The sequence below is a fragment of the Janthinobacterium psychrotolerans genome (genome assembly GCF_001677885.1).
Taxonomy (GTDB): Bacteria; Pseudomonadota; Gammaproteobacteria; order Burkholderiales; family Burkholderiaceae_D; genus Janthinobacterium; species Janthinobacterium psychrotolerans.
Window position 1 is genome coordinate 71,496 of sequence record NZ_LOCQ01000043.1, and the last position, 18,385, is coordinate 89,880.

The 18,385-nt window shown below is 60.6% G+C and carries 16 protein-coding genes and 1 rRNA gene; 10 read left to right on the plus strand and 7 right to left on the minus strand.

Features of this window, described 5'->3' with window-relative positions; all coding sequences use genetic code 11:
* Positions 1 to 2 precede the first annotated feature (2 nt).
* From ASR47_RS04635 to ASR47_RS04645, 3 genes are all read left to right on the plus strand, one after another.
* Positions 3 to 482 carry a GNAT family N-acetyltransferase gene (locus ASR47_RS04635; RefSeq protein ID WP_245714256.1) on the plus strand — a complete coding sequence of 160 codons (480 nt, stop codon included), beginning with the start codon at positions 3 to 5 and terminating at the stop codon, positions 480 to 482.
* Positions 483 to 571: 89 nt separating this feature from the next.
* Positions 572 to 883: a Grx4 family monothiol glutaredoxin gene (grxD, locus tag ASR47_RS04640; RefSeq protein ID WP_065306587.1), complete on the plus strand. Its 312-nt coding sequence runs from the start codon at positions 572 to 574 to the stop codon at positions 881 to 883.
* Positions 876 to 1,484, plus strand: coding sequence for a UbiX family flavin prenyltransferase (locus ASR47_RS04645; protein ID WP_065306588.1), 609 nt, complete (start codon positions 876 to 878; stop codon positions 1,482 to 1,484). The genes grxD and ASR47_RS04645 overlap by 8 nt, the downstream gene beginning before the upstream one ends.
* A gap of 4 nt (positions 1,485 to 1,488) precedes the next feature.
* Here ASR47_RS04645 and ASR47_RS27360 read toward each other — a convergent pair whose 3' ends face one another.
* Both ASR47_RS27360 and ASR47_RS04650 read right to left on the minus strand, forming a co-directional pair.
* Positions 1,489 to 1,659: a hypothetical protein gene (locus tag ASR47_RS27360; protein WP_171898891.1), complete on the minus strand. Its 171-nt coding sequence runs from the start codon at positions 1,657 to 1,659 to the stop codon at positions 1,489 to 1,491.
* Positions 1,660 to 1,920: 261 nt separating this feature from the next.
* Positions 1,921 to 2,328, minus strand: coding sequence for a hypothetical protein (locus ASR47_RS04650; protein WP_171898892.1), 408 nt, complete (start codon positions 2,326 to 2,328; stop codon positions 1,921 to 1,923).
* 635 nt (positions 2,329 to 2,963) lie between these two features.
* Here ASR47_RS04650 and ASR47_RS04655 point away from each other — a divergent pair.
* From ASR47_RS04655 to ASR47_RS04675, 5 genes are all read left to right on the plus strand, one after another.
* Positions 2,964 to 3,392: a MerR family transcriptional regulator gene (locus ASR47_RS04655; protein WP_065306589.1), complete on the plus strand. Its 429-nt coding sequence runs from the start codon at positions 2,964 to 2,966 to the stop codon at positions 3,390 to 3,392.
* 145 nt (positions 3,393 to 3,537) lie between these two features.
* Complete coding sequence (locus ASR47_RS04660; protein WP_065306590.1) at positions 3,538 to 4,722, plus strand: isovaleryl-CoA dehydrogenase; 1,185 nt, start codon at positions 3,538 to 3,540, stop codon at positions 4,720 to 4,722.
* Positions 4,723 to 4,747: 25 nt separating this feature from the next.
* Complete coding sequence (locus ASR47_RS04665; RefSeq protein WP_065306591.1) at positions 4,748 to 5,944, plus strand: acetyl-CoA C-acyltransferase; 1,197 nt, start codon at positions 4,748 to 4,750, stop codon at positions 5,942 to 5,944.
* 34 nt (positions 5,945 to 5,978) lie between these two features.
* A complete protein-coding gene (locus tag ASR47_RS04670; protein ID WP_065306592.1) occupies positions 5,979 to 6,647 on the plus strand; it encodes an SDR family oxidoreductase in 669 nt (222 codons plus the stop codon).
* A 19-nt stretch (positions 6,648 to 6,666) separates the two neighbouring features.
* Positions 6,667 to 7,794 carry an acyl-CoA dehydrogenase family protein gene (locus ASR47_RS04675; protein WP_065306593.1) on the plus strand — a complete coding sequence of 376 codons (1,128 nt, stop codon included), beginning with the start codon at positions 6,667 to 6,669 and terminating at the stop codon, positions 7,792 to 7,794.
* A 464-nt stretch (positions 7,795 to 8,258) separates the two neighbouring features.
* Here ASR47_RS04675 and ASR47_RS04680 read toward each other — a convergent pair whose 3' ends face one another.
* From ASR47_RS04680 to ASR47_RS04695, 4 genes are all read right to left on the minus strand, one after another.
* Positions 8,259 to 9,152, minus strand: coding sequence for a YihY/virulence factor BrkB family protein (locus ASR47_RS04680; RefSeq protein WP_065306594.1), 894 nt, complete (start codon positions 9,150 to 9,152; stop codon positions 8,259 to 8,261).
* 100 nt (positions 9,153 to 9,252) lie between these two features.
* Positions 9,253 to 10,329 (minus strand): S66 peptidase family protein, encoded by a 1,077-nt coding sequence (locus tag ASR47_RS04685; RefSeq protein ID WP_082988744.1) that lies wholly within the window; start codon positions 10,327 to 10,329, stop codon positions 9,253 to 9,255.
* A 71-nt stretch (positions 10,330 to 10,400) separates the two neighbouring features.
* A complete protein-coding gene (locus ASR47_RS04690) occupies positions 10,401 to 13,154 on the minus strand; it encodes a TonB-dependent receptor (RefSeq protein ID WP_065306595.1) in 2,754 nt (917 codons plus the stop codon).
* Positions 13,155 to 13,371: 217 nt separating this feature from the next.
* On the minus strand, positions 13,372 to 15,174 hold the full coding sequence (locus ASR47_RS04695; RefSeq protein WP_065306596.1) for an ABC transporter substrate-binding protein: 1,803 nt from the start codon (positions 15,172 to 15,174) through the stop codon (positions 13,372 to 13,374).
* Positions 15,175 to 15,370: 196 nt separating this feature from the next.
* Between ASR47_RS04695 and ASR47_RS04700 the strand changes: the two genes are divergently transcribed.
* Both ASR47_RS04700 and dacB read left to right on the plus strand, forming a co-directional pair.
* Positions 15,371 to 16,609, plus strand: coding sequence for a nucleoside recognition domain-containing protein (locus ASR47_RS04700; protein ID WP_065306597.1), 1,239 nt, complete (start codon positions 15,371 to 15,373; stop codon positions 16,607 to 16,609).
* 8 nt (positions 16,610 to 16,617) lie between these two features.
* Positions 16,618 to 18,093 carry a D-alanyl-D-alanine carboxypeptidase/D-alanyl-D-alanine endopeptidase gene (gene dacB / locus ASR47_RS04705; RefSeq protein ID WP_065306598.1) on the plus strand — a complete coding sequence of 492 codons (1,476 nt, stop codon included), beginning with the start codon at positions 16,618 to 16,620 and terminating at the stop codon, positions 18,091 to 18,093.
* 182 nt (positions 18,094 to 18,275) lie between these two features.
* On the opposite strand, the gene rrf is transcribed toward dacB, so the two are convergent.
* A 5S ribosomal RNA gene (rrf, locus tag ASR47_RS04710) occupies positions 18,276 to 18,385 on the minus strand; the annotation flags it as partial.

Sequence of the window (18,385 nt, forward strand, 5' to 3'; positions counted from 1 at the left end):
GTGTGAGCGCCGCGTCCGGCATCATCATTGCGGCAGCCAGCGCCAGCAGTGCCGAGGCGCGGCTGTTGCAGGACGAATTGTCCAGCGCGCTGCACGCCATCAGCGGCGACAGCGGCCGCGCCTCGTTCGATGCCGAGGTGCCGGATGAGCGCGGTGGTTTTTATGTGGCCAAAAATGGCGCCGGCCAGCTGCTCGGCTGCGCCGCCCTGCGTCCGCTGGGCGAACAAGGCGGTACCACGGCCGAGCTCAAGCGCATGTATGCGCGCCCCGGCAACGCCGGCGTGGGCGCGGCCTTGCTGGCCCACGCCGAAGCCGAAGCGCGCAAGCTGGGCTACCGGACTGTTTGCCTGTCCACGCGCATGATCAACACGCGCGCCGTGGCCTTTTACCGCAAGCATGGTTACGCTCCCGTCACGCCCTGGGGAAAATACGTGGGCGCGGCGCAGTCCGTCTGCCTGGGCAAGGTGCTGCAGCGTGGCTGAGTTCCCCAATTAATGACTTGAGCGCATACCCGTGGCGTCGTTTTCTTATAAAATGACGCCATCTATTTATTTACCCATCAGAGGCAATCATGAGCGACGTACAAACCTGGATCAAAGAAACCGTGACGAGCACGCCGGTCGTGCTGTTCATGAAAGGCACGGCCCAATTTCCACAGTGCGGCTTTTCCGGCCGCGCCATCCAGATCCTGAAAGCCTGCGGCGTGGAAAACATCGCCACCGTCAACGTGCTGGACGACCCGGAAGTTCGCCAGGGCATCAAGGACTACTCGAACTGGCCGACCATTCCACAGCTGTATGTCAAGGGCGAGTTTATCGGCGGCTCCGACATCATGAACGAAATGTTTGCATCGGGCGAACTGAAATCCTTGCTCGATGCCTGAAGTAGCGCAGCGGCCGCGCCGTATCGTCATCGCCATCACGGGCGCCACCGGCGCCGTCTACGGCTTGCGGCTGCTGCAACTGCTCGGCGCCATCCCAGGCGTCGAGACCCATCTGGTGTTGTCGGATGCGGCGGTATTGACCCTGCACCAGGAAACCGGCATGGGCCGCAAGGATGTCGAAGCACTGGCGCACGTGGTGCACAAGCAGCGCGATATCGGCGCGTCGATTGCCAGTGGCTCTTTCCAGTCGGATGGCATGGTGATCGCGCCGTGCTCGATGAAGACGCTGGCTGCGGTGGCGCATGGCCTGTCGGATAATCTGATCACGCGCGCGGCCGATGTGGTGCTCAAGGAGCGCCGGCGTTTGATCCTGATGGTGCGCGAAACGCCGTTCAACCTGGCGCATCTGCGCAATATGACGGCCGTCACCGAAATGGGCGGCATCATCTTCCCGCCGCTACCGAGCTTTTACCAGCTGCCCAACAGCATCGCCGAGATGGTCGACCATACCGTGGCGCGCGTCATCGACCTGCTCGGCATCGAGCATGGCCTGGCGCCACGCTGGAATGGTTTGAAAGCCACCGACAGCCATTCTGTCTGAAGCGCTATCTTTTTTCGAACTGAATCCCGCTCGCGCGTTTCAAATCTTTGGCTTCTTCAACCATCCTGCGGTGGGCGATCCGCTTGCGCATCACTTCCGCATGTTGCGCGGCGGTCATGGGCGGCACGGTCATCAAGTCTTTCAGCTGCGCGGTGTTGCTGTAGTTACTTTTCATAAGACGGCTCAAATGCTCGGCTCCGTGGTGGATGACAAACTGGCTGATGCTGATCTTTGATGCTGATCTTATTATGCGCCGCTATTGACGACTGCGCTGCCTGTTACGAAATGTTTGTCGAATAATCCAGTTGCAGTGCAACATAAGAGGTCTTATTGTGCAGCAAAATCATGTCCTCGGCATGACCACGCACAAAAAAACAGCCGGCCATCCCTGGCCGGCCTGGCGTCGTCCGAAACTGCCGTTACTACGGGAAAATACTTACTTTTGGTAATTGACGCGCACCAGCATGCGAATAAATTCACGCGCAATTTGACGATGATGCTCATCCAATCTTTGCAGATCAGCAATTAATTTGACGTCAGCCGACTCAAAACGCGACAAGGCGCTGCCCGCGTCACCATTCGGTACGGCGCTTTCCGGACCACCAAAGCGCAACCATTCCGCCGGCACGCCCAGCCATTGGGCGATCATGCGCAGTTTCTCCTGCGTGGGGATGGCCTCGCCGACTAGCCATTTCCTGGCGGCATGTACGGTAATCGGGCGTCCGTCGAAGCGAATATTGAATTCCCGGGCCAGTCTGGTCGGGCTATCGGGAGAGTAGTGGGCGTTTTTCAGAGCCAGCTGAAGTCGCTGGCTAAAGCTTTCGCGTTCGTTAGAAGAATTCATAGGTGTACTATTTCATGTTGTAACATGAAAGTCAGTTTCTTGAATGACCATGCGGATTGTTACTTTTTAAAAAGAAAATAATTTACAATTAACACTCCGGCGGGCTTTTTTTGTAAAAAAGCGGCCAAATTTTCTCTTGTCATCCAGCATGGCTTCGGGTCAAATTCGCGGCTGGCTTTGAATTTCGCAATGCAGCACGATTTCAAAGCCTCGTTTTGGCACTACAACGTACGGTATTGGATCATGCGCGCCGGGGGTGACACATGCAAGGCCCACGCCATACAATTTCTCATGAACAAATTTTATATAAAGACCATTTAATTTCTATTATAGAAACTTACGGCGGATGCTTGTCTTGATGGCAAATTTACTTCCATCATAACGAAAAGTGTTTATGTTGGCACAAAGAAAGTTCTTTTTGGTGTCATCTGCGCCACCAACTTTCAATCTTCCTTGGCGTTTTCGTGCTGAAAACCGATTTATTTTCCATAACCTTGCATCCTGAATAACTTTCCCTCTCATGGTACTGCCAGCATTTCTTTGCTGGCAGCACGGCGCAGGCGCGCTACAATGGCATTGACGCGAACGTAAACGTCAATCCAGTCCACGCCATCATACACACCAGCCCCACGCCCATGTCCCTGCCTGCGCCCGCACCCAGCACTACCTATACCATTACCGAACTGGCCCGCGAGTTCGACATCACGGCGCGCGCCATCCGCTTCTATGAGGACCAGGGATTGCTCAGTCCGAAGCGCGAAGGCGCGGGCGGACGCAGCCGCGTCTATACGCCACGCGACCGCACGCGGCTCAAGCTGACCTTGCGCGGCAAGCGCCTGGGCCTGGCCTTGTCCGAGATCAAAAGCCTGGTCGACATGTACGAGTCGCCCAAGGACACGCGCGCCCAGATGGACCGTTTTCTCGGCGTGCTGGCGCAGCACCGGCAGACCCTGGAGCAGCAGCGCATCGATATCGAAATGGCGCTGGCCGAAATCAGCAGCCACGAAGCAGCCTGCGCGCGCATGCTGGCCGAACTGGACGACGGCGCGCTGACGGCGCAGTAAGATGGTCAAATGCGCGGCCCGCCTGATGCAGGCCGCCAGGACATGCTTTATACTTTGCTTTACGTTTACGTAAACGTCACAACTGAGTATGATGGCTTTTTAAAGCGGCCGACAGCCGACAACATATAACGACGACGAGGACGACATGCTCCATCTCCCAGGCTTGACCTTTGACCACGGCGAAGACATCGCCTCCTTGCGCGAGGCGATTCAGCAATTCGCCGCCGCCGAAATCGCCCCGCGCGCGGCGGAAATCGACCGCAGCGACCAGTTCCCGATGGACCTGTGGCGCAAGATGGGCGACATGGGCCTGCTCGGCATTACCGTCAGCGAAGAATACGGCGGCGCCGGCATGGGCTACCTGGCCCACATTATTGCGATGGAAGAAATCTCGCGCGCCTCGGCCTCGGTCGGCCTGTCCTACGGCGCCCATTCCAACCTGTGCGTGAACCAGATCAAGCGCAACGGCACCGACGAGCAGAAAGCCAAATACCTGCCCAAACTGATCACCGGCGAGCATATCGGCGCGCTGGCCATGTCGGAACCGAACGCCGGCTCGGACGTCGTCAGCATGCAGCTGCGCGCCGACTTCAAGGGCGACCGCTGGGTGCTGAACGGCACCAAGATGTGGATCACCAACGGCCCCGACGCGGACGTGCTGGTGGTGTACGCCAAGAACGACCTGGCGGCCGGCGCGCGCGGCATGACGGCGTTCCTGATTGAAAAGAACTTCAAGGGCTTTTCGATCGCGCAAAAACTCGACAAGCTGGGCATGCGCGGCTCGCATACGGGCGAACTGGTGTTCCAGGATTGCGAAGTGCCGGCCGAAAATGTCCTCGGTGGCCTGGGCAAGGGCGTCAATGTGCTGATGTCGGGCCTGGACTTCGAACGCACGGTGCTGTCCGGCGGACCGCTGGGCATCATGCAGGCCTGCATGGACTTGGTGGTGCCATATGTGCACGACCGCAAGCAGTTCGGCCAGGCCATCGGTGAATTCCAATTGATGCAGGGCAAACTGGCCGACATGTATTCGACCATGATGGCCTGCAAGGCCTATGTGTATGCGGTGGGCCAGGCTTGCGACCGTGCCACCACGCCGGAAGCGGTGCGCCAGTTGCGCAAGGATGCGGCCGGCGCGATTCTGTACAGCGCCGAAAAAGCGACCTGGATGGCCGGCGAAGCGATCCAGGCGCTGGGCGGCAATGGCTATATCAATGAATACCCGGCCGGACGCCTGTGGCGCGACGCCAAGCTGTACGAGATCGGTGCCGGCACCAGCGAAATTCGCCGCATGCTGATCGGCCGCGAACTGTTTGCCGAAACCAAATAACCCATCACTGATACGGAGATCCATCATGCATGATCCAGTCGTTATCGTCGGTGCCGCGCGCACCCCCATGGGCGCCTTCCAGGGCGACTTTTCCAACGTCACCGCCAGCGACCTGGGCGCCGTGGCCATCAAGGCCGCCGTCGAGCGGGCCGGTGTCGCGCCGGAACTGGTGGACCACGTGTATTTCGGCAATTGCCTGATGGCCGGCCAGGGCCAGGCGCCCGCGCGCCAGGCCTTGCGCAAGGCCGGCCTGCCAGATTCAACCGGCGCCGTCACCCTGTCGAAAATGTGCGGCTCGGCCATGCAGACCACCATGTTCGCCCACGACACGCTGCTGGCCGGCAGCGCCGAGGTGGTGGTGGCCGGCGGCATGGAATCGATGACCAATGCGCCCTACCTGGTGCCAAAAGCGCGCGGCGGCTACCGCATTGGCCACGGCATGCTGTTCGACCACATGATGATGGATGGCCTGGAAGACGCCTACAGCCGCGACGAAAAAGGCAATGCGCGCTCGATGGGCACGTTTGCCGAAGAATGCGCCAGCCAGTACGCGTTTACCCGCGAAGCGCAGGATGCGTTTGCCATCGAATCGGTCAAGCGCGCCCAGGCGGCCGCCAGGGATGGTGGCTTTGACTGGGAAATCGCGCCCGTCACCGTGCCCGGCCGCGGTGGCGACACCGTCGTCAGCATCGACGAAGGCCCGGCCAAGGCACGGCTGGAAAAAATCCCGGCATTGAAACCGGCGTTCAAGAAAGACGGCACGATTACCGCCGCCTCGTCGTCGTCGATCAACGATGGCGCGGCCGCCCTGGTGCTGATGCGCGAATCGACGGCGAACAAGCTGGGCTTGACCATCATCGCAAAGATCCACGGCCACGCCACCCACGCCCAGGCGCCGAATCAGTTTACGACAGCGCCGATCGGCGCCGTCAAAAAACTGTACGCCAAGACCGGCTGGAGCAGCAGCAATGTCGACCTGTTTGAAATCAACGAAGCGTTTGCCGCCGTACCGATGGCCGCCATGCACGACCTCGACATTCCACACAGCAAGATCAACATCCATGGCGGCGCCTGCGCGCTGGGCCACCCGATCGGGGCCTCGGGCGCACGCATTATCGTCACCCTGCTGGGCGCCTTGAAACAGACGGGCGGCAAGCGTGGCGTGGCGGCCCTGTGCATCGGCGGCGGCGAAGCGACGGCAATGGCAATCGAACTGGTATAAGCTGGGCTTTTTCCACCACTCCAGGGAGCAGCACATGCCTACAGCATTGATCATCGGCGCCTCGCGCGGCATCGGCCATGAAATCGTCCGTCAATACCGCCAGGATGGCTGGCGCGTGATCGCCACCGCGCGCAAGGCGCAAGATTGCGACATGCTCAAGGCGCTGGGCGCCGAGGCGCACCAGCTCGACGTGACCGACGTCGAAGGCTGCGCCGGCCTGGGCTGGAAGCTCGACGATGAAAAACTCGAGGTCGCCATCCTGAACGCGGGCGTGTATGGCCCGCGCCACGACGGCTTTCCGGCGCAAGCCGATTTCGATGCCGTGATGCACACCAATGTGCTGGCGGCCATGCGCTTGCTGCCCATCCTGGCGCCGCTGGTCGGCAATGCAAAAGGCAAGCTGGCCGTGCTGTCATCGCACATGGGTTCGCTCAGCGAGCGCAGCAGCGCCAGCGGCTCGCTGTACCGCGCCAGCAAGGCGGCCCTGAACTCCGTATTGATCGACACCGCCCTGTTGCATGGCTCGCAGGGCGTCACCTGCGTGGCCTTCCACCCGGGCTGGGTGCGCACCGAAATGGGCGGCGCCGGCGCCGATATTTCGCCGGAAGAAAGCGCGGCCGGCATCCGCGCCACCCTGGCCAGCCTGCCTGCAAGTAAACAGGCGGTTTTCCGCAACTATGACGGCAGCCCCATCGGCTGGTAACGTCCACCATGAGTCCCCGATGATACTCAATGAAGAGCAAAGCATGATCCAGGAGGCGCTGCGCAGTTTTTCGCGCGAGCGCCTGGCGCCCAACGCGGCCCGCTGGGACAAGGAACATCACTTCCCGAAAGAAGAACTGCAGGAACTGGCGGCGCTGGGCGCGTTTGGCGTGGCCGTGCCGGAAGAACTGGGCGGCGCCGGCCTCGACTATGTGTCGCTGGCGCTGGTGCTGGAAGAAATCGCCGCCGGCGATGGCGGCACCTCGACCATTATCTCGGTCAACAATTGCCCGGTCTGCAGCATCGCCATGATGTATGCGAATCAGGAACAGAAGCAGCAATGGCTGCGTCCGCTGGCGCAAGGCACCATGCTGGGCGCCTTTTGCCTGACGGAACCGCACACGGGCAGCGACGCCTCGGCCCTGCGCACCACCGCCACCCGCGATGGCGATGATTACATCATCAACGGCAGCAAGCAGTTCATTACCAGCGGCAAATATGCGGACGTGGCGATCGTCATGGCGGTGACCGACAAGGCGGCCGGCAAACGCGGCATCAGCGCGTTCTGGGTGCCGACCAATGCTCCCGGCTATATCGTGGCGTCTCTGGAACAGAAGATGGGCCAGCACTCGTCGGACACGGCGCAAATCCTGTTCGACAATTGCCGCATCCCCGCCGCCAACCTGATCGGCGAGGAAGGCCAAGGCTACAAGATCGCGCTGTCTGGCCTGGAAGGCGGGCGCATCGGCATCGCCTCGCAAGCGGTCGGCATGGCGCGCGCCGCCTATGAAGCGGCGCTGAGCTACGCGCGCGAGCGGGAAAGTTTCGGCAAGGCTATCTTTGAACACCAGGCGGTGCAGTTCCGCCTGGCCGACATGGCCACGCAGATCGAAGCGGCGCGCCAGCTGATACGCCACGCGGCATCGATGAAGGATGCAGGGCTGCCGTGCCTGAAGGAAGCGGCGATGGCGAAATTGTTTGCATCCGAGATGGCGGAAAAAGTGTGTTCCGACGCCATCCAGGTGCATGGCGGCTACGGCTATGTGTCGGACTTCCCGGTCGAGCGCATCTACCGCGATGTGCGCGTGTGCCAGATTTACGAGGGCACCAGCGATATTCAGAAGATACTCATCGCAAGAGCCTTGTAAAAACGCTCGGCAGTAAAGCCTCAGCGCCTTTAGAAACCGTAGCGAGCAAGCACGATATCGGATTGAGTAACGCAGCCGTACTTGGGTACGGCGAGTAACGCCGATTCGAGAGCGGGCTGCGCAGTAGGTTTATAAAGGCGCCATCCAGACGAAAAAAAAGCCCGCTAGCGCGGGCTTCATTCCAATGTATTACCAATGCTTTAATCGTGTCATGGACGCCAGTGCTATCTGCAAAGTGCCTCCTGATTTTCGGACTCCCATGCTATCTGCATGGTGACTCCAAGTGTAAGCTCGACCAACGTATCCGGAATTACAAAATCCAGTTTTTCGCACTAGTCACGCCATCGACATTACACCTGTCGGTCGCCGTACTTGAACTGGATGGTGAGAGTATCTGCAAGCAAATCTCAACCACTGAAAGAATTATAGCACAGGCTTTTGTGCGACGCAACAACCTTTTTAAATCAAGTCCTTAGCTCCAGCGGCTTGTCTTCCTCGCCGCCGCGCACCACGCGCTCGTATTCGGAAATGACCTGTGCGCCCAGCAGCAGCAAGGTGGCGCCGATTTCCAGGCTGAACATCACGACGATGGCCGTCGTCATCGAGCCGTAGACGACATTCACCTGCGACAAGGTCGAGAAATACCAGACCAGCACATGGCGCGCGATTTCCCACAGCAACGCCGCCGTCACGCCGCCCATCAGCGCATGGGTAAATGACAGCCGGCCCACCGGCATCACCAGGTAAATCGAACTCAGCACCAGGATCTCGCCCGTCAGCCCCAGCAGATACAGCAGCGCGCCCGACAAGCCTTCCAGGCCCCAGTCCTGGCGCAAAAAGCGCACGCTTTCATCGCCCATCACCTGCAAGCCGCCGGCCACCAGCGTGATCAGCAGAATGCCGACCCCGAGGCAGAGGATGTAGCAATACGGCAGGATGGCGGAAATCAGGAAATGGCGGCGCCGTATCGCCACGCGGTGGTTGAAGATCACGCTCATGGCGTTCTCCAGCACCGTGAACGCCAGCGAGCTGAAAAACAGCATGGTGACCAGCAGCAGCCAGCCGATCACGCTGCGGTTATCAAGAAAATGCGCGACCTCGGCGACGATGGCTTTCGATTGCCCGGGCACCAGCCATTCCAGATAATGGCCTATGGTGCGCAGCAATTCGTCCTCGGCGATCACGTGCGACAGCGCCACCACCACCAGCATCAATAGCGGCACGATGGACAGCAGCGAGTAATAGGCGACGGCGCCGGCCAGCAGCAAGCCCTGGTTGGCGCGAAAGCCTTTCAATACCTGCAGCACGAAGCGCAAGGGATGGCCGAGAATATACGCGCTGGCGTGGCGGTTGATCATGAACTATGTGTACCTGGTGAAGGACGCGGGCGTGGCCGTGTGCCACGCCGCCCCATGCACCATAGCATACGGACCATTCGCCTGGTTTGCCGTGCGCAAGCTAACTGACGGCCGCCTCCAGCAAGGTCACCGTCTGGCGCTCGGCATCGAGCGTGGCCAGTATGCCCATCGGCAAGGTGAACTGGTCGCGGATATGGCCGAAGGAATAGCCGGCCACAGCAGGCGCTGTCAACGGCAGCAAATGCTGGTCCAGGGTCTGGTCCAGCGTCAGGGAGCTGCCGCCATCCTCCGCTTCGCAATGCATGAACACGCCCAGCATCAGCGCCCTGGCGCGCGCCAGTCCGCCGGCCAGGTCGAGCTGGTACAACATGCGGTCAACCCGGTACGGCGCCTCGTTGATTTCTTCCAAGAACAATATGCGCTGCTCGAACTCGGCCGCATACGGCGTGCCGGCCAGCGCGCTGACCATGCACAGGTTGCCGCCGGTCAGCCGTCCCGTGGCCTGCCCGCCATGCACGGTGCGGATCGTGAAGTTGGGGTGGGTTTGCGCGCGGCGATGGTTTTCCAGCGCCATCGGGATGGTGTATTGCTCCTGCGGCTGCATCAGCACATTGCGCAAGTGCGTCACGGTGTAGTCGGAAAAGGTCGACGACGCCACCGGCCCGTGAAACGTCACCAGGCCCGTATGGCGATGGATCGCCAGGTGCAGCGCGGTAATGTCGGAGTAGCCGATCAGGATTTTCGGATTGGCCCGGATCAAGGCGTAATCGATATGCGCCAGCAATGAAATGCAGCCCGAGCCGCCGCGTATGGCCCACACGGCTTTCACTTGCGGGTCGCGAAACGCCGCGTGCAGGTCGTCCAGCCTTTGCCGCACCGTGCCCGCATAATTGCCGTTGACGGCGCGGATATGCGCCCCCAGGGTAACGCGCAGGCCCAGCGACTCCATATTGCTGATCGATCTGGCGATTTCGTCTTCATCGAGCAGGCCGGCCGGCGCCACCAGGGCGACCAGGTCGCCCTGGCGCAAGCGTGCCGGTTTGATCAGGGGATGTGCTTGCATGCGGGATCCTTTGTGCGGCGCGGCAGCGGCCAGGGCCGGTGCGCTGGCCACACCGACGGCGGCGGCCAGCATGCCGCCAAACTGGCGCCGGCTATAACTGCTGTGACTGCTCATGCGGCCCTTTTCTGGAAAAAAAAGCGGCGGCGCCAGGCGCCGCCGCTGCGTGCATGGTCCGCCGGTACGGATTACATGAACTTGTATTTCACCTGGAACGACAGGGCGCGGCCACGCGGGTCGGCCACCCGTGGGTCCCAGCCGGCGCCGACCACGTCGTCGACGTTATGTGCGGTGAACGGCGGATCCTTGTCGAACAGGTTCTGGATGCCCACCGTCAAGGTGGTGTTCTTGAAGCCAGTATAAGTGCCCGACAGGGTGTAGCTAGTATAGCTGCTGACCTTGGGATTGAAGCCCGCCGGGTATGGCAGTGCGCCGCCATTCGGCACCTGGTCCTTGTAGCCGGTGCTGTAGTTCTGTGTCAGCAAGCCGCTCCAGTCGCCGCGCGCCAGCGAGAACGAGGCATTGTGCTTCCAGCGCAAGTACAGGTCGCGCGTGTAGAAATTGCCGACATACTCCTTGTACTGCTGGCCGGCGATCTCGGCAAACTTGAAGCTCTGGGTCCAGGTACCATCGAGCGCGGCATTCCATTTGTAGCCGTTGGTGCTGCCTTCGCCACGCAAGCTCAGGTCGGCGCCACGCGTGCGCGACCCGGCCGCATTGATCCAGCCGGCCTGGATATAGTTGATGGTGTCATCCGGATTGCGGATGATGTTTTGCGGCAGCAAGGCGGCGTTCTGCAGCACGATGGTGGCCGAACGATTCAGGATGCGGTCCTTGGAGTTGATGGCCCAGTAATCGAGCGAGGCCGAATAACCCTTGACCGGTTCGATCACCATGCCCACGCTGCCCTGCTTCGAGGTTTCCGGTTTCAAAGCGGTATTGCCGCCGGAGAAATAGTTCAACCGTGCCGGGGCGCAGAAGACCGGATCGCCGGGATGGCGGCCACAACCGAGGGTATCGATCGCGCCGCTCGACAGTTCCTGGAACAGCTGGCCCGAATACAGCTGGGTAAAGCTGGGCGCCAGGAAACCCTTGTTGGCCGAACCACGGAACAGCAGCCACGAAGCCGGCTGGTACCGGAACGACACTTTCGGATTGGTCGAGGCGCCCACCAGGCTGTAGTCGTCGCGGCGCAAGGCCAGCTGCATTTCCAGGTCCTTGACGATGGGCACCAGCAATTCCGCATACACGGCCTTGACGTTGCGGCTGGCCTTTTCCAGCGCCGCATTGCCCGGCGACAGAAACACCAAGGTCGCGTCGATATCCTGGCCAAACGCATAGCTTTCACGGCGCAAATCAAAGCCGACGGCGGCCGACATGGCGCCGGCCGGCAGTTGCAGCAACTCGCCTGACACCGAGCCATCGACGGCCGTCAGCGTGGTCTTGCCATGCTGGAAATCACCACGGAACTTGGTCGACTCGATCAGGTCCTTGGCGGCCTGGCTCTGGCTCTGTCCGGCGCCCACCCACGGATTGATCACACCGCTGGCCAGCGCCGGGAACAGTTGCGCCGTGTAGGAATAGCCGTCAAGCAGCTTGGTGTTGGTCTTGCTTTGCGCATGCGACACGCCCGCCTTGTAGTCCCACTTGCCGACCGTGCCTTCGAAACCGACCAGCAGGCGCAGGTTGTCGGTGGTGTTTTCCTGGGTACGGTTGCCGAAATCGTTGGCACGCCATTTATAGGCGATCGGCTTGGTGCGGTCAAAGGTCGGGATATACGCCGACAAATCCTGGTAATACGCGCCGCCCACCGGATACAGGCCGCCGGTAGCGACCGAGGTCGGGATCTGCATCGGCGTAAATTCCGCCGTGGCCTTGGTGCGCGAACCGAGCAGCTCGACAAACATCGTATGGTCCGGGGCCAGCTTGAAGGAGGCGCGGCTGAGCAGATTGGCGCGTTCGACCGGGAAGGAAATGACATAGTCGCCGCCGTAGTCATAGGCGCACGAATACGTCGTGCGCAGCGGCGAAGTCACCTTCGACCACAGCGCCGTCTGGTATTGCGACATGCCGGCCACCGTGTCGCACTTGCCCGTAAAGCTCAGCGGATTGGCTTGCAAATATTGATTGGTACTGCCGGGTACCGTGAACGAGGTGCCCAGCGCCGTGCCGGCGCCCGTCATCTGGTTGGCAAACGGCGTGCCGGTGGTATCGGGCGACAGGCCGCGGCCCGGCTGGAAACCGTTGGCAAAGCTGCGCTGGTTCGAGCTGAGCTTGTCGTTATTGTCGACCGTCAGGCTCATCATGACGTTATAACCATCTTCTTCCAGGCTGCCATGGCCGGCCAGCAAGGAGGCGCGGCGGTTCATGCCGCCGCCCGCTTCGGTGGAATTGGTGGTGGCCGACGCTTCCACGCCGTTGTAATTGGTTTTCAGAATGAAGTTGATCACGCCGCCGATGGCGTCGGTGCCGTAGATGGCCGAAGCGCCGTCCTTGAGGATTTCCACGCGCGAAATCGCGCCCATCGGGATGGAATTGAGGTCGACCGCCTTGCCGCTGGCGCCGTGGGTGGCGATGCGGCGCCCGTTCAGCAGCACCAGGGTGCTGTTCGGGCCCAGGCCGCGCAGCGAGGCGAACGAGGCGCCGCCGCTCACCCGGTCGGCATCGGCGCCAAACACGTTATTGCCCGACGTCATATTGTTCGCACCCGTGCCATTCGACGATATGGTCGACAGCAATTGTTCTGCGCTGGTAATGCCCTGTTTTTCGATCTGGTCATAGGTGATCACCTGCACCGGCAACGCGCCTTCCTTGGCGATGCGCTTGATGCTGCTGCCCGTCACTTCGACCCGTTGCATTGCCTGCGGCGTCGCCTCTTGTGCAACGGCCGTGCCAGCCACCCCTATCAATGCCATCAACTGCGCTAGCTTCTTCAATTTCACGGGCCTTCTCCTTATTGGGCAATCGATACTTGAGTTCTTCAAGCCAGGTTGTCAGTCACATCGCTGCATCTGTCTCGCAGTACATTTTTTTATGATGTTTGCGCATGACTTTATTTGTTTTCATTTTCAGAGTAGCGCGTTGCTTCCGCCGCCAGCCAATGAAAAATGCTCTCTTAACCATAACTTTTTGGAATGAATGCCCTTTTTCAGCGCTGGCTTACTTTGCCGTGGGGCGATCCCGTGCCATATCGACATCCAGATAGCGCCAGGAAGTGAATTCCACGGGATGGCGCCTGTAGTTTTTTAGCCACGCTTGCTGCAGGTCGGCCGAGATAGGATGCGTCAGCAGCACCCATGGCGTATATGCATGGATCAGCTGCCACATATCGAAGTACAGGCTGCGCCGGCGTGGCGAATCGGACAGCAGGCGCGCCTCCTCATAGCGTTTATTGTAATCGGGCAAGTTGAAGCGGGCGTAGTTGGCTCGGCCACTGTTGGGGCCGTACAACAATTGCATAAAGTTATCACCGTCGGGGAAGTCGGCGATCCAGTTGGTCTCGAACATCTGTACCTTGCCCAGGCGCGAGGCCTTGATGATTTCCGTCTTTTTGTCGCTCTTGAATTCCACGCGCAGGCCGATGGCGTTCAGATTGCGGCGCCATAACTCATCGCGCAGCCGCCCCACCATGCTCGCCTCCGTGTGCATGGTGAGTATCAATGGCGTGCCGTCGGGCTGGCTGCGAAAGCCATTGGCGCCCAGCTTGTAGCCAAAGCGGTCGAGCAGTGCGCGCGCCAGCGCCGGGTCGTAATTGACGGGGCTGCGATAGGTCTTGTCATAGCCCAGCACATTCGGTGGCAGCGGCGACTGCGCCGGCAGCGCCAGGCCCTTTTTCAGCAGCGCGATATCTTCACCGCTGTTGTAACTGAGCGCGATCGCGCGCCGCAGGGCCAGCCTGGCCTTGCTGTAGCCACCGAGCACGGGGTCGTCCATATTCATCCACATGTAATACGTTTGCAGCACGGGAAAACGTTCCAGGGTGATGCCTTTGGCCGCCAGTTCCGGCTTCAGGCCGCCATTGGCCAGCACCATGTCGGTCAGCGATTCGGGCACCTGCTCCAGGTAGTCGAACTCGCCTTTGAGGAAACCCAGCATGCGCGACTGGTATTCCTCGACGATGCGCACTTCGATGCGCTCGACCAGCGGCAGTTTTTTGCCTTCCAGAGACTGTGCAATCAGCTGGTCCGCCGGCGGCAGCACTTTCAGTACGGCGGCGTCCGTATGAAACACGGTGGCGCGGAAATTCGGGTTGGCCTGCAGCACGATCTTGTCGCTGCGCTTCCATTCGGTGATCATGAATGGCCCGGTGCCTACCGGATGGTTGCCCAGCTGGCCAGGCGCCTTGTAGGCTTCGGCCACTTCGCGCGCCACCACGCCGGTGGCCGGCATCGCCAGGTAAAACAAAAAGTTCGGATCGATGCTGTTCAGGCGTATGCGCAAAGTGTATTTGTCCAGCGCCTGTAGACCTGCGATCGGCGTGTCGTAGCTGAAATTTTTCTTCAGCGCCGCGTCGCCCACCAGCTTGTCCTCCAGCAGGAACAGCCATGGCGACTTCAACGCCGGGTCGTACAGCCGCGTCAGGCTGTACACATAGTCTTGCGCCGTCACTTCGCGCGGCTTGCCCTTGAAAGCGGGGTCGGGTGTAAAGAACACGCCGGGCTGGATCTGGAAAGTGTAGCTCAGGCCGCCATCGTCGACCTTGGGCAGGCCACGCGCCGTATTGCCCTGCAGCTTGACCGGACGCGCCAGGTAGTCGTAGCGCAGCAGCGGGTCGAACACGTTTTCCATCAGGTTCAGGCTGGCCAGGTCGGAGGCTACGGCCGGGTCCAGGCCGGTCTCGCTGGTGCTCAGGAAAAAATGCAGAGTCTTGCCGGCGGCATCAGCTGCGGCGTGGCTGACTGTGGCAAACAGAGTCAACAACGCCAGGCCGGCGGCGCAGGCGGTTTTACGCAAAAACATCATCAGTGATCCAGTACAGGTGAAGGCAGGCATTGCCCCAGACTACGCGGGCAAACACCAGGACGCCAATGAAAACAGGCGGACAGCTTATAACTTTTTGGCATGCGGAGGCTGCATTCTTTCATCAACGTGCGGCACGCTGCCTCTATACTTTGCTTGCAGGTATTTTTCCCGTCTTGAACCCTAGAATTGATCATCCATGGCACTTAATTACATCTGGTCCGGCTTTTTTCTCGTAGGTTTTCTGGCCGCCGTGCTGCAGTGGCTGTTCCTGGGCGATACCGATATCTTCAAGCGCATTATCGACGGCACCTTCGAGACGGCGCGCATGGGCGTGATGGATATCGCGCTGCCGCTGGCCGGCGTGATGACCTTGTGGCTGGGCATCATGAATATCGGCGAAAAGGCGGGCATAGTCGGCTGGCTGGCGAAAGTGATCGCTCCCTTTTTCTCACGGATCTTTCCGGAAATTCCCAAGGACCATCCGGCCACCGGCCATATGGTGATGAATTTCTCGGCCAACCTGCTCGGGCTGGACAACGCGGCCACGCCATTCGGCCTGAAAGCGATGGAAAGCCTGCAGACCCTCAACCCCAACAAGGACGAGGCGACCAATGCGCAGATCATGTTCCTGGTGCTGCATACCTCGGGCCTGACCCTGATACCGCTGGCCATCATGGCGCAGCGCTCCATCCTCGGCGCCGCCGATCCGTCCGACATCTTTATTCCTTGCATGATCGCCACCTATGTCGCCACCGTGGTCGGCATTATCACGGTGTCGATCAAGCAGCGCATCAACCTGCTCAACAGCGTCGTGCTGAGCTGGCTGGGCGGCATGACGGCCGCCATCGTCGCCATGATCTGGTATTTCACGCAGTACCTGACGAAACAGGAAATCGAGCTGGTCTCGAAGGTGGTCAGCAACCTGGTCCTGATCAGCGTGATCGCCATCTTCATCATCGGCGCGCTGCGCAAAAAGGTAAATGTCTATGACGCCTTTATCGAAGGCGCAAAAGGCGGCATCCAGACCTCGATCACCGTGATTCCCTACCTGGTCGGCATGCTGGTGGCCATCAGCGTGATCCGCAACGCGGGGGTCTTCAATTTTGTCATGAGCGGCTTTAACTGGTTCTTTGCCAACCTGGGCATCAATACGGATTTCGTGCCCGCCCTGCCGACCGCCATGATGAAGCCGCTCAGCGGCTCCGGCTCGAAAGCCATGATGATCGACGCCATGAATACCTACGGCGTCGACTCCTTTGTCGGCCGCCTGGCCTGCGTATTCCAGGGCTCGGCCGACACCACCTTCTATATCGTGGCCCTATACTTTGGCTCGGTCGGCATCCGCAAGACGCGCTATGCGATCACGGCCGGCCTGATCGCCGACCTGGCCGGCGTGATCACCGCCGTGTTTGTCGCCTACGTCTTTTTCCATTAAGGAGCTCCATGTTACGTCCTGTCCTGATCGCCGCGCTGCTCGCTGGCCTTGGCCTGTCGACGGCGCACGCGCAATTGCCGGAATCGGTCAGCGTTCTGCTGCGCAGCGCCAATATTCCCGAGGACGCCATGGGTGCCATCGTCCTGCGCGGCAATACGGTGGTGATGTCGCATGGCGCCGAGCGCAGCATGCAGCCGGCGTCGACCATGAAACTGGTGACCACCGCCGTGGGCCTCGAGCAGCTGGGCCCCACCTTTCGCGGCCGCACCGAGCTGCGCACCAGCGCCGACGTCATCAATGGCGTGCTGAAAGGCGACCTGATCCTGCGCGGCGGCGCCGATACGGACTTCAACGCGGACGTGCTCGAGCACATGCTGCAAACCCTGCGCAACCAGGGCATCGTGAAAATCAAGGGCGACCTGATCCTCGACCGCCAGCTGTTCCAGCCGGCGCGGCCAGACATCGGTGCGCCACCGTTCGATGAATCGGCCGAGTTCCGCTACAACGTGATTCCCGATGCCTTGCTGCTGAACACGAACTTGCTCGATATCGAACTGAGCTCGACCACGCAGCAACTGAACCTCCTGATGCTGCCGGCGCTCGAGAATGTGACGATCAGCAGCGACATGACCCTGGTAAAAGGCAATTGCGCGCGCTGGGAAGACGGCTGGCGACCGCCCGAGTACCGGCGCGACGTCAGTGGCAGGCTGCAGGTTGTCCTGCACGGCACCTTCCCGCAAAATTGCCGCAAGGCCTTCAGCATCAATGTGCTCGATCGCACCGATTATGCAGACCGCCTGTTCCGCACGACCTGGAAACGGCTGGGCGGCAGCATCACAGGCAGCGTGCGTGAAGCGCCACCGACAGGATTGCCGCCCACAGCCGAACCGGTCGGCACGCGCATGCTGGCCGACCATGTGGCGCGCGCGCTGCCGGAAGTGCTGCGTGACATCAATAAGTCGTCCGACAATACCCTGGCCCGCACCTTGTTTCTCAGCATCGGCAGCCTGCAAAGCGATGGCTGGCTGGGCAGCCGCCCGGCGGCCATGACGGCGCCCGAAGACACGGCCACGCGCTCGCGGCAAGTCATCCAGGACTGGATGCGGCGCCACAATATCAATACTGAAAACATGCTGATCGACAATGGCTCCGGCCTGTCGCGCACCGGTCGCATTGCGCCGGCGCAGCTGGCCGGTGTGCTGCAGGCGATGCAGCAAAGCGTGTGGGCGCCCGAGTTCCAGTCCAGCCTGCCCATCGTCGCGTTGGACGGCACCATGCGCAAGCGTCTGCTGGGCAGCCCGGCCGCCGCACGTGCGCGCATCAAGACGGGAACGTTAAAGAATGTGGTGGCCATCGCCGGCTATGTGCCGGATGCCAACAACCAGCAATGCGTGGTGGTAGCCATGATCAATAGCGACCTGGCCGGCAATGGCCGGGCCGCCGTCGATGCGCTGATCGAGTGGGTAGCGCGTAGGTCGGATTAGCGGCGAAGCCGCGTAATCCGACACCACCACGGTCGCGGCCAACAATGTTGTCGGATACGGTCGCAGCCAACAATGTTGTCGGATTACGGGCCTGCGGCCCTAATCCGACCTACGCTCTTTTCGCCAGACGAAAAAAAACCCCGACCATTGCTGGCGGGGTTTTTCTCTACTGCGAATAACAAGCCTGACGATAACCTACTTTCACACTGGTTGCAGCACTATCATCGGCGCAAAGTTGTTTCACGGTCCTGTTCGGGATGGGAAGGGGTGGGACCAACTTGCTATGGTCATC

What these genes read in the sequence shown, in the direction of transcription:
- dacB (WP_065306598.1), top strand. Translation starts at nt 16,618, where the DNA reads ATGTTACGTCCTGTCCTGATCGCCGCGCTGCTCGCTGGCCTTGGCCTG.
- ASR47_RS04655 (WP_065306589.1), top strand. Translation starts at nt 2,964, where the DNA reads ATGTCCCTGCCTGCGCCCGCACCCAGCACTACCTATACCATTACCGAA.
- ASR47_RS27360 (WP_171898891.1), bottom strand. Translation starts at nt 1,659, where the DNA reads ATGAAAAGTAACTACAGCAACACCGCGCAGCTGAAAGACTTGATGACC.
- ASR47_RS04700 (WP_065306597.1), top strand. Translation starts at nt 15,371, where the DNA reads ATGGCACTTAATTACATCTGGTCCGGCTTTTTTCTCGTAGGTTTTCTG.
- ASR47_RS04650 (WP_171898892.1), bottom strand. Translation starts at nt 2,328, where the DNA reads ATGAATTCTTCTAACGAACGCGAAAGCTTTAGCCAGCGACTTCAGCTG.
- ASR47_RS04680 (WP_065306594.1), bottom strand. Translation starts at nt 9,152, where the DNA reads ATGATCAACCGCCACGCCAGCGCGTATATTCTCGGCCATCCCTTGCGC.
- ASR47_RS04675 (WP_065306593.1), top strand. Translation starts at nt 6,667, where the DNA reads ATGATACTCAATGAAGAGCAAAGCATGATCCAGGAGGCGCTGCGCAGT.
- ASR47_RS04685 (WP_082988744.1), bottom strand. Translation starts at nt 10,329, where the DNA reads ATGAGCAGTCACAGCAGTTATAGCCGGCGCCAGTTTGGCGGCATGCTG.
- ASR47_RS04645 (WP_065306588.1), top strand. Translation starts at nt 876, where the DNA reads ATGCCTGAAGTAGCGCAGCGGCCGCGCCGTATCGTCATCGCCATCACG.
- ASR47_RS04665 (WP_065306591.1), top strand. Translation starts at nt 4,748, where the DNA reads ATGCATGATCCAGTCGTTATCGTCGGTGCCGCGCGCACCCCCATGGGC.
- ASR47_RS04695 (WP_065306596.1), bottom strand. Translation starts at nt 15,174, where the DNA reads ATGATGTTTTTGCGTAAAACCGCCTGCGCCGCCGGCCTGGCGTTGTTG.
- ASR47_RS04670 (WP_065306592.1), top strand. Translation starts at nt 5,979, where the DNA reads ATGCCTACAGCATTGATCATCGGCGCCTCGCGCGGCATCGGCCATGAA.
- grxD (WP_065306587.1), top strand. Translation starts at nt 572, where the DNA reads ATGAGCGACGTACAAACCTGGATCAAAGAAACCGTGACGAGCACGCCG.
- ASR47_RS04660 (WP_065306590.1), top strand. Translation starts at nt 3,538, where the DNA reads ATGCTCCATCTCCCAGGCTTGACCTTTGACCACGGCGAAGACATCGCC.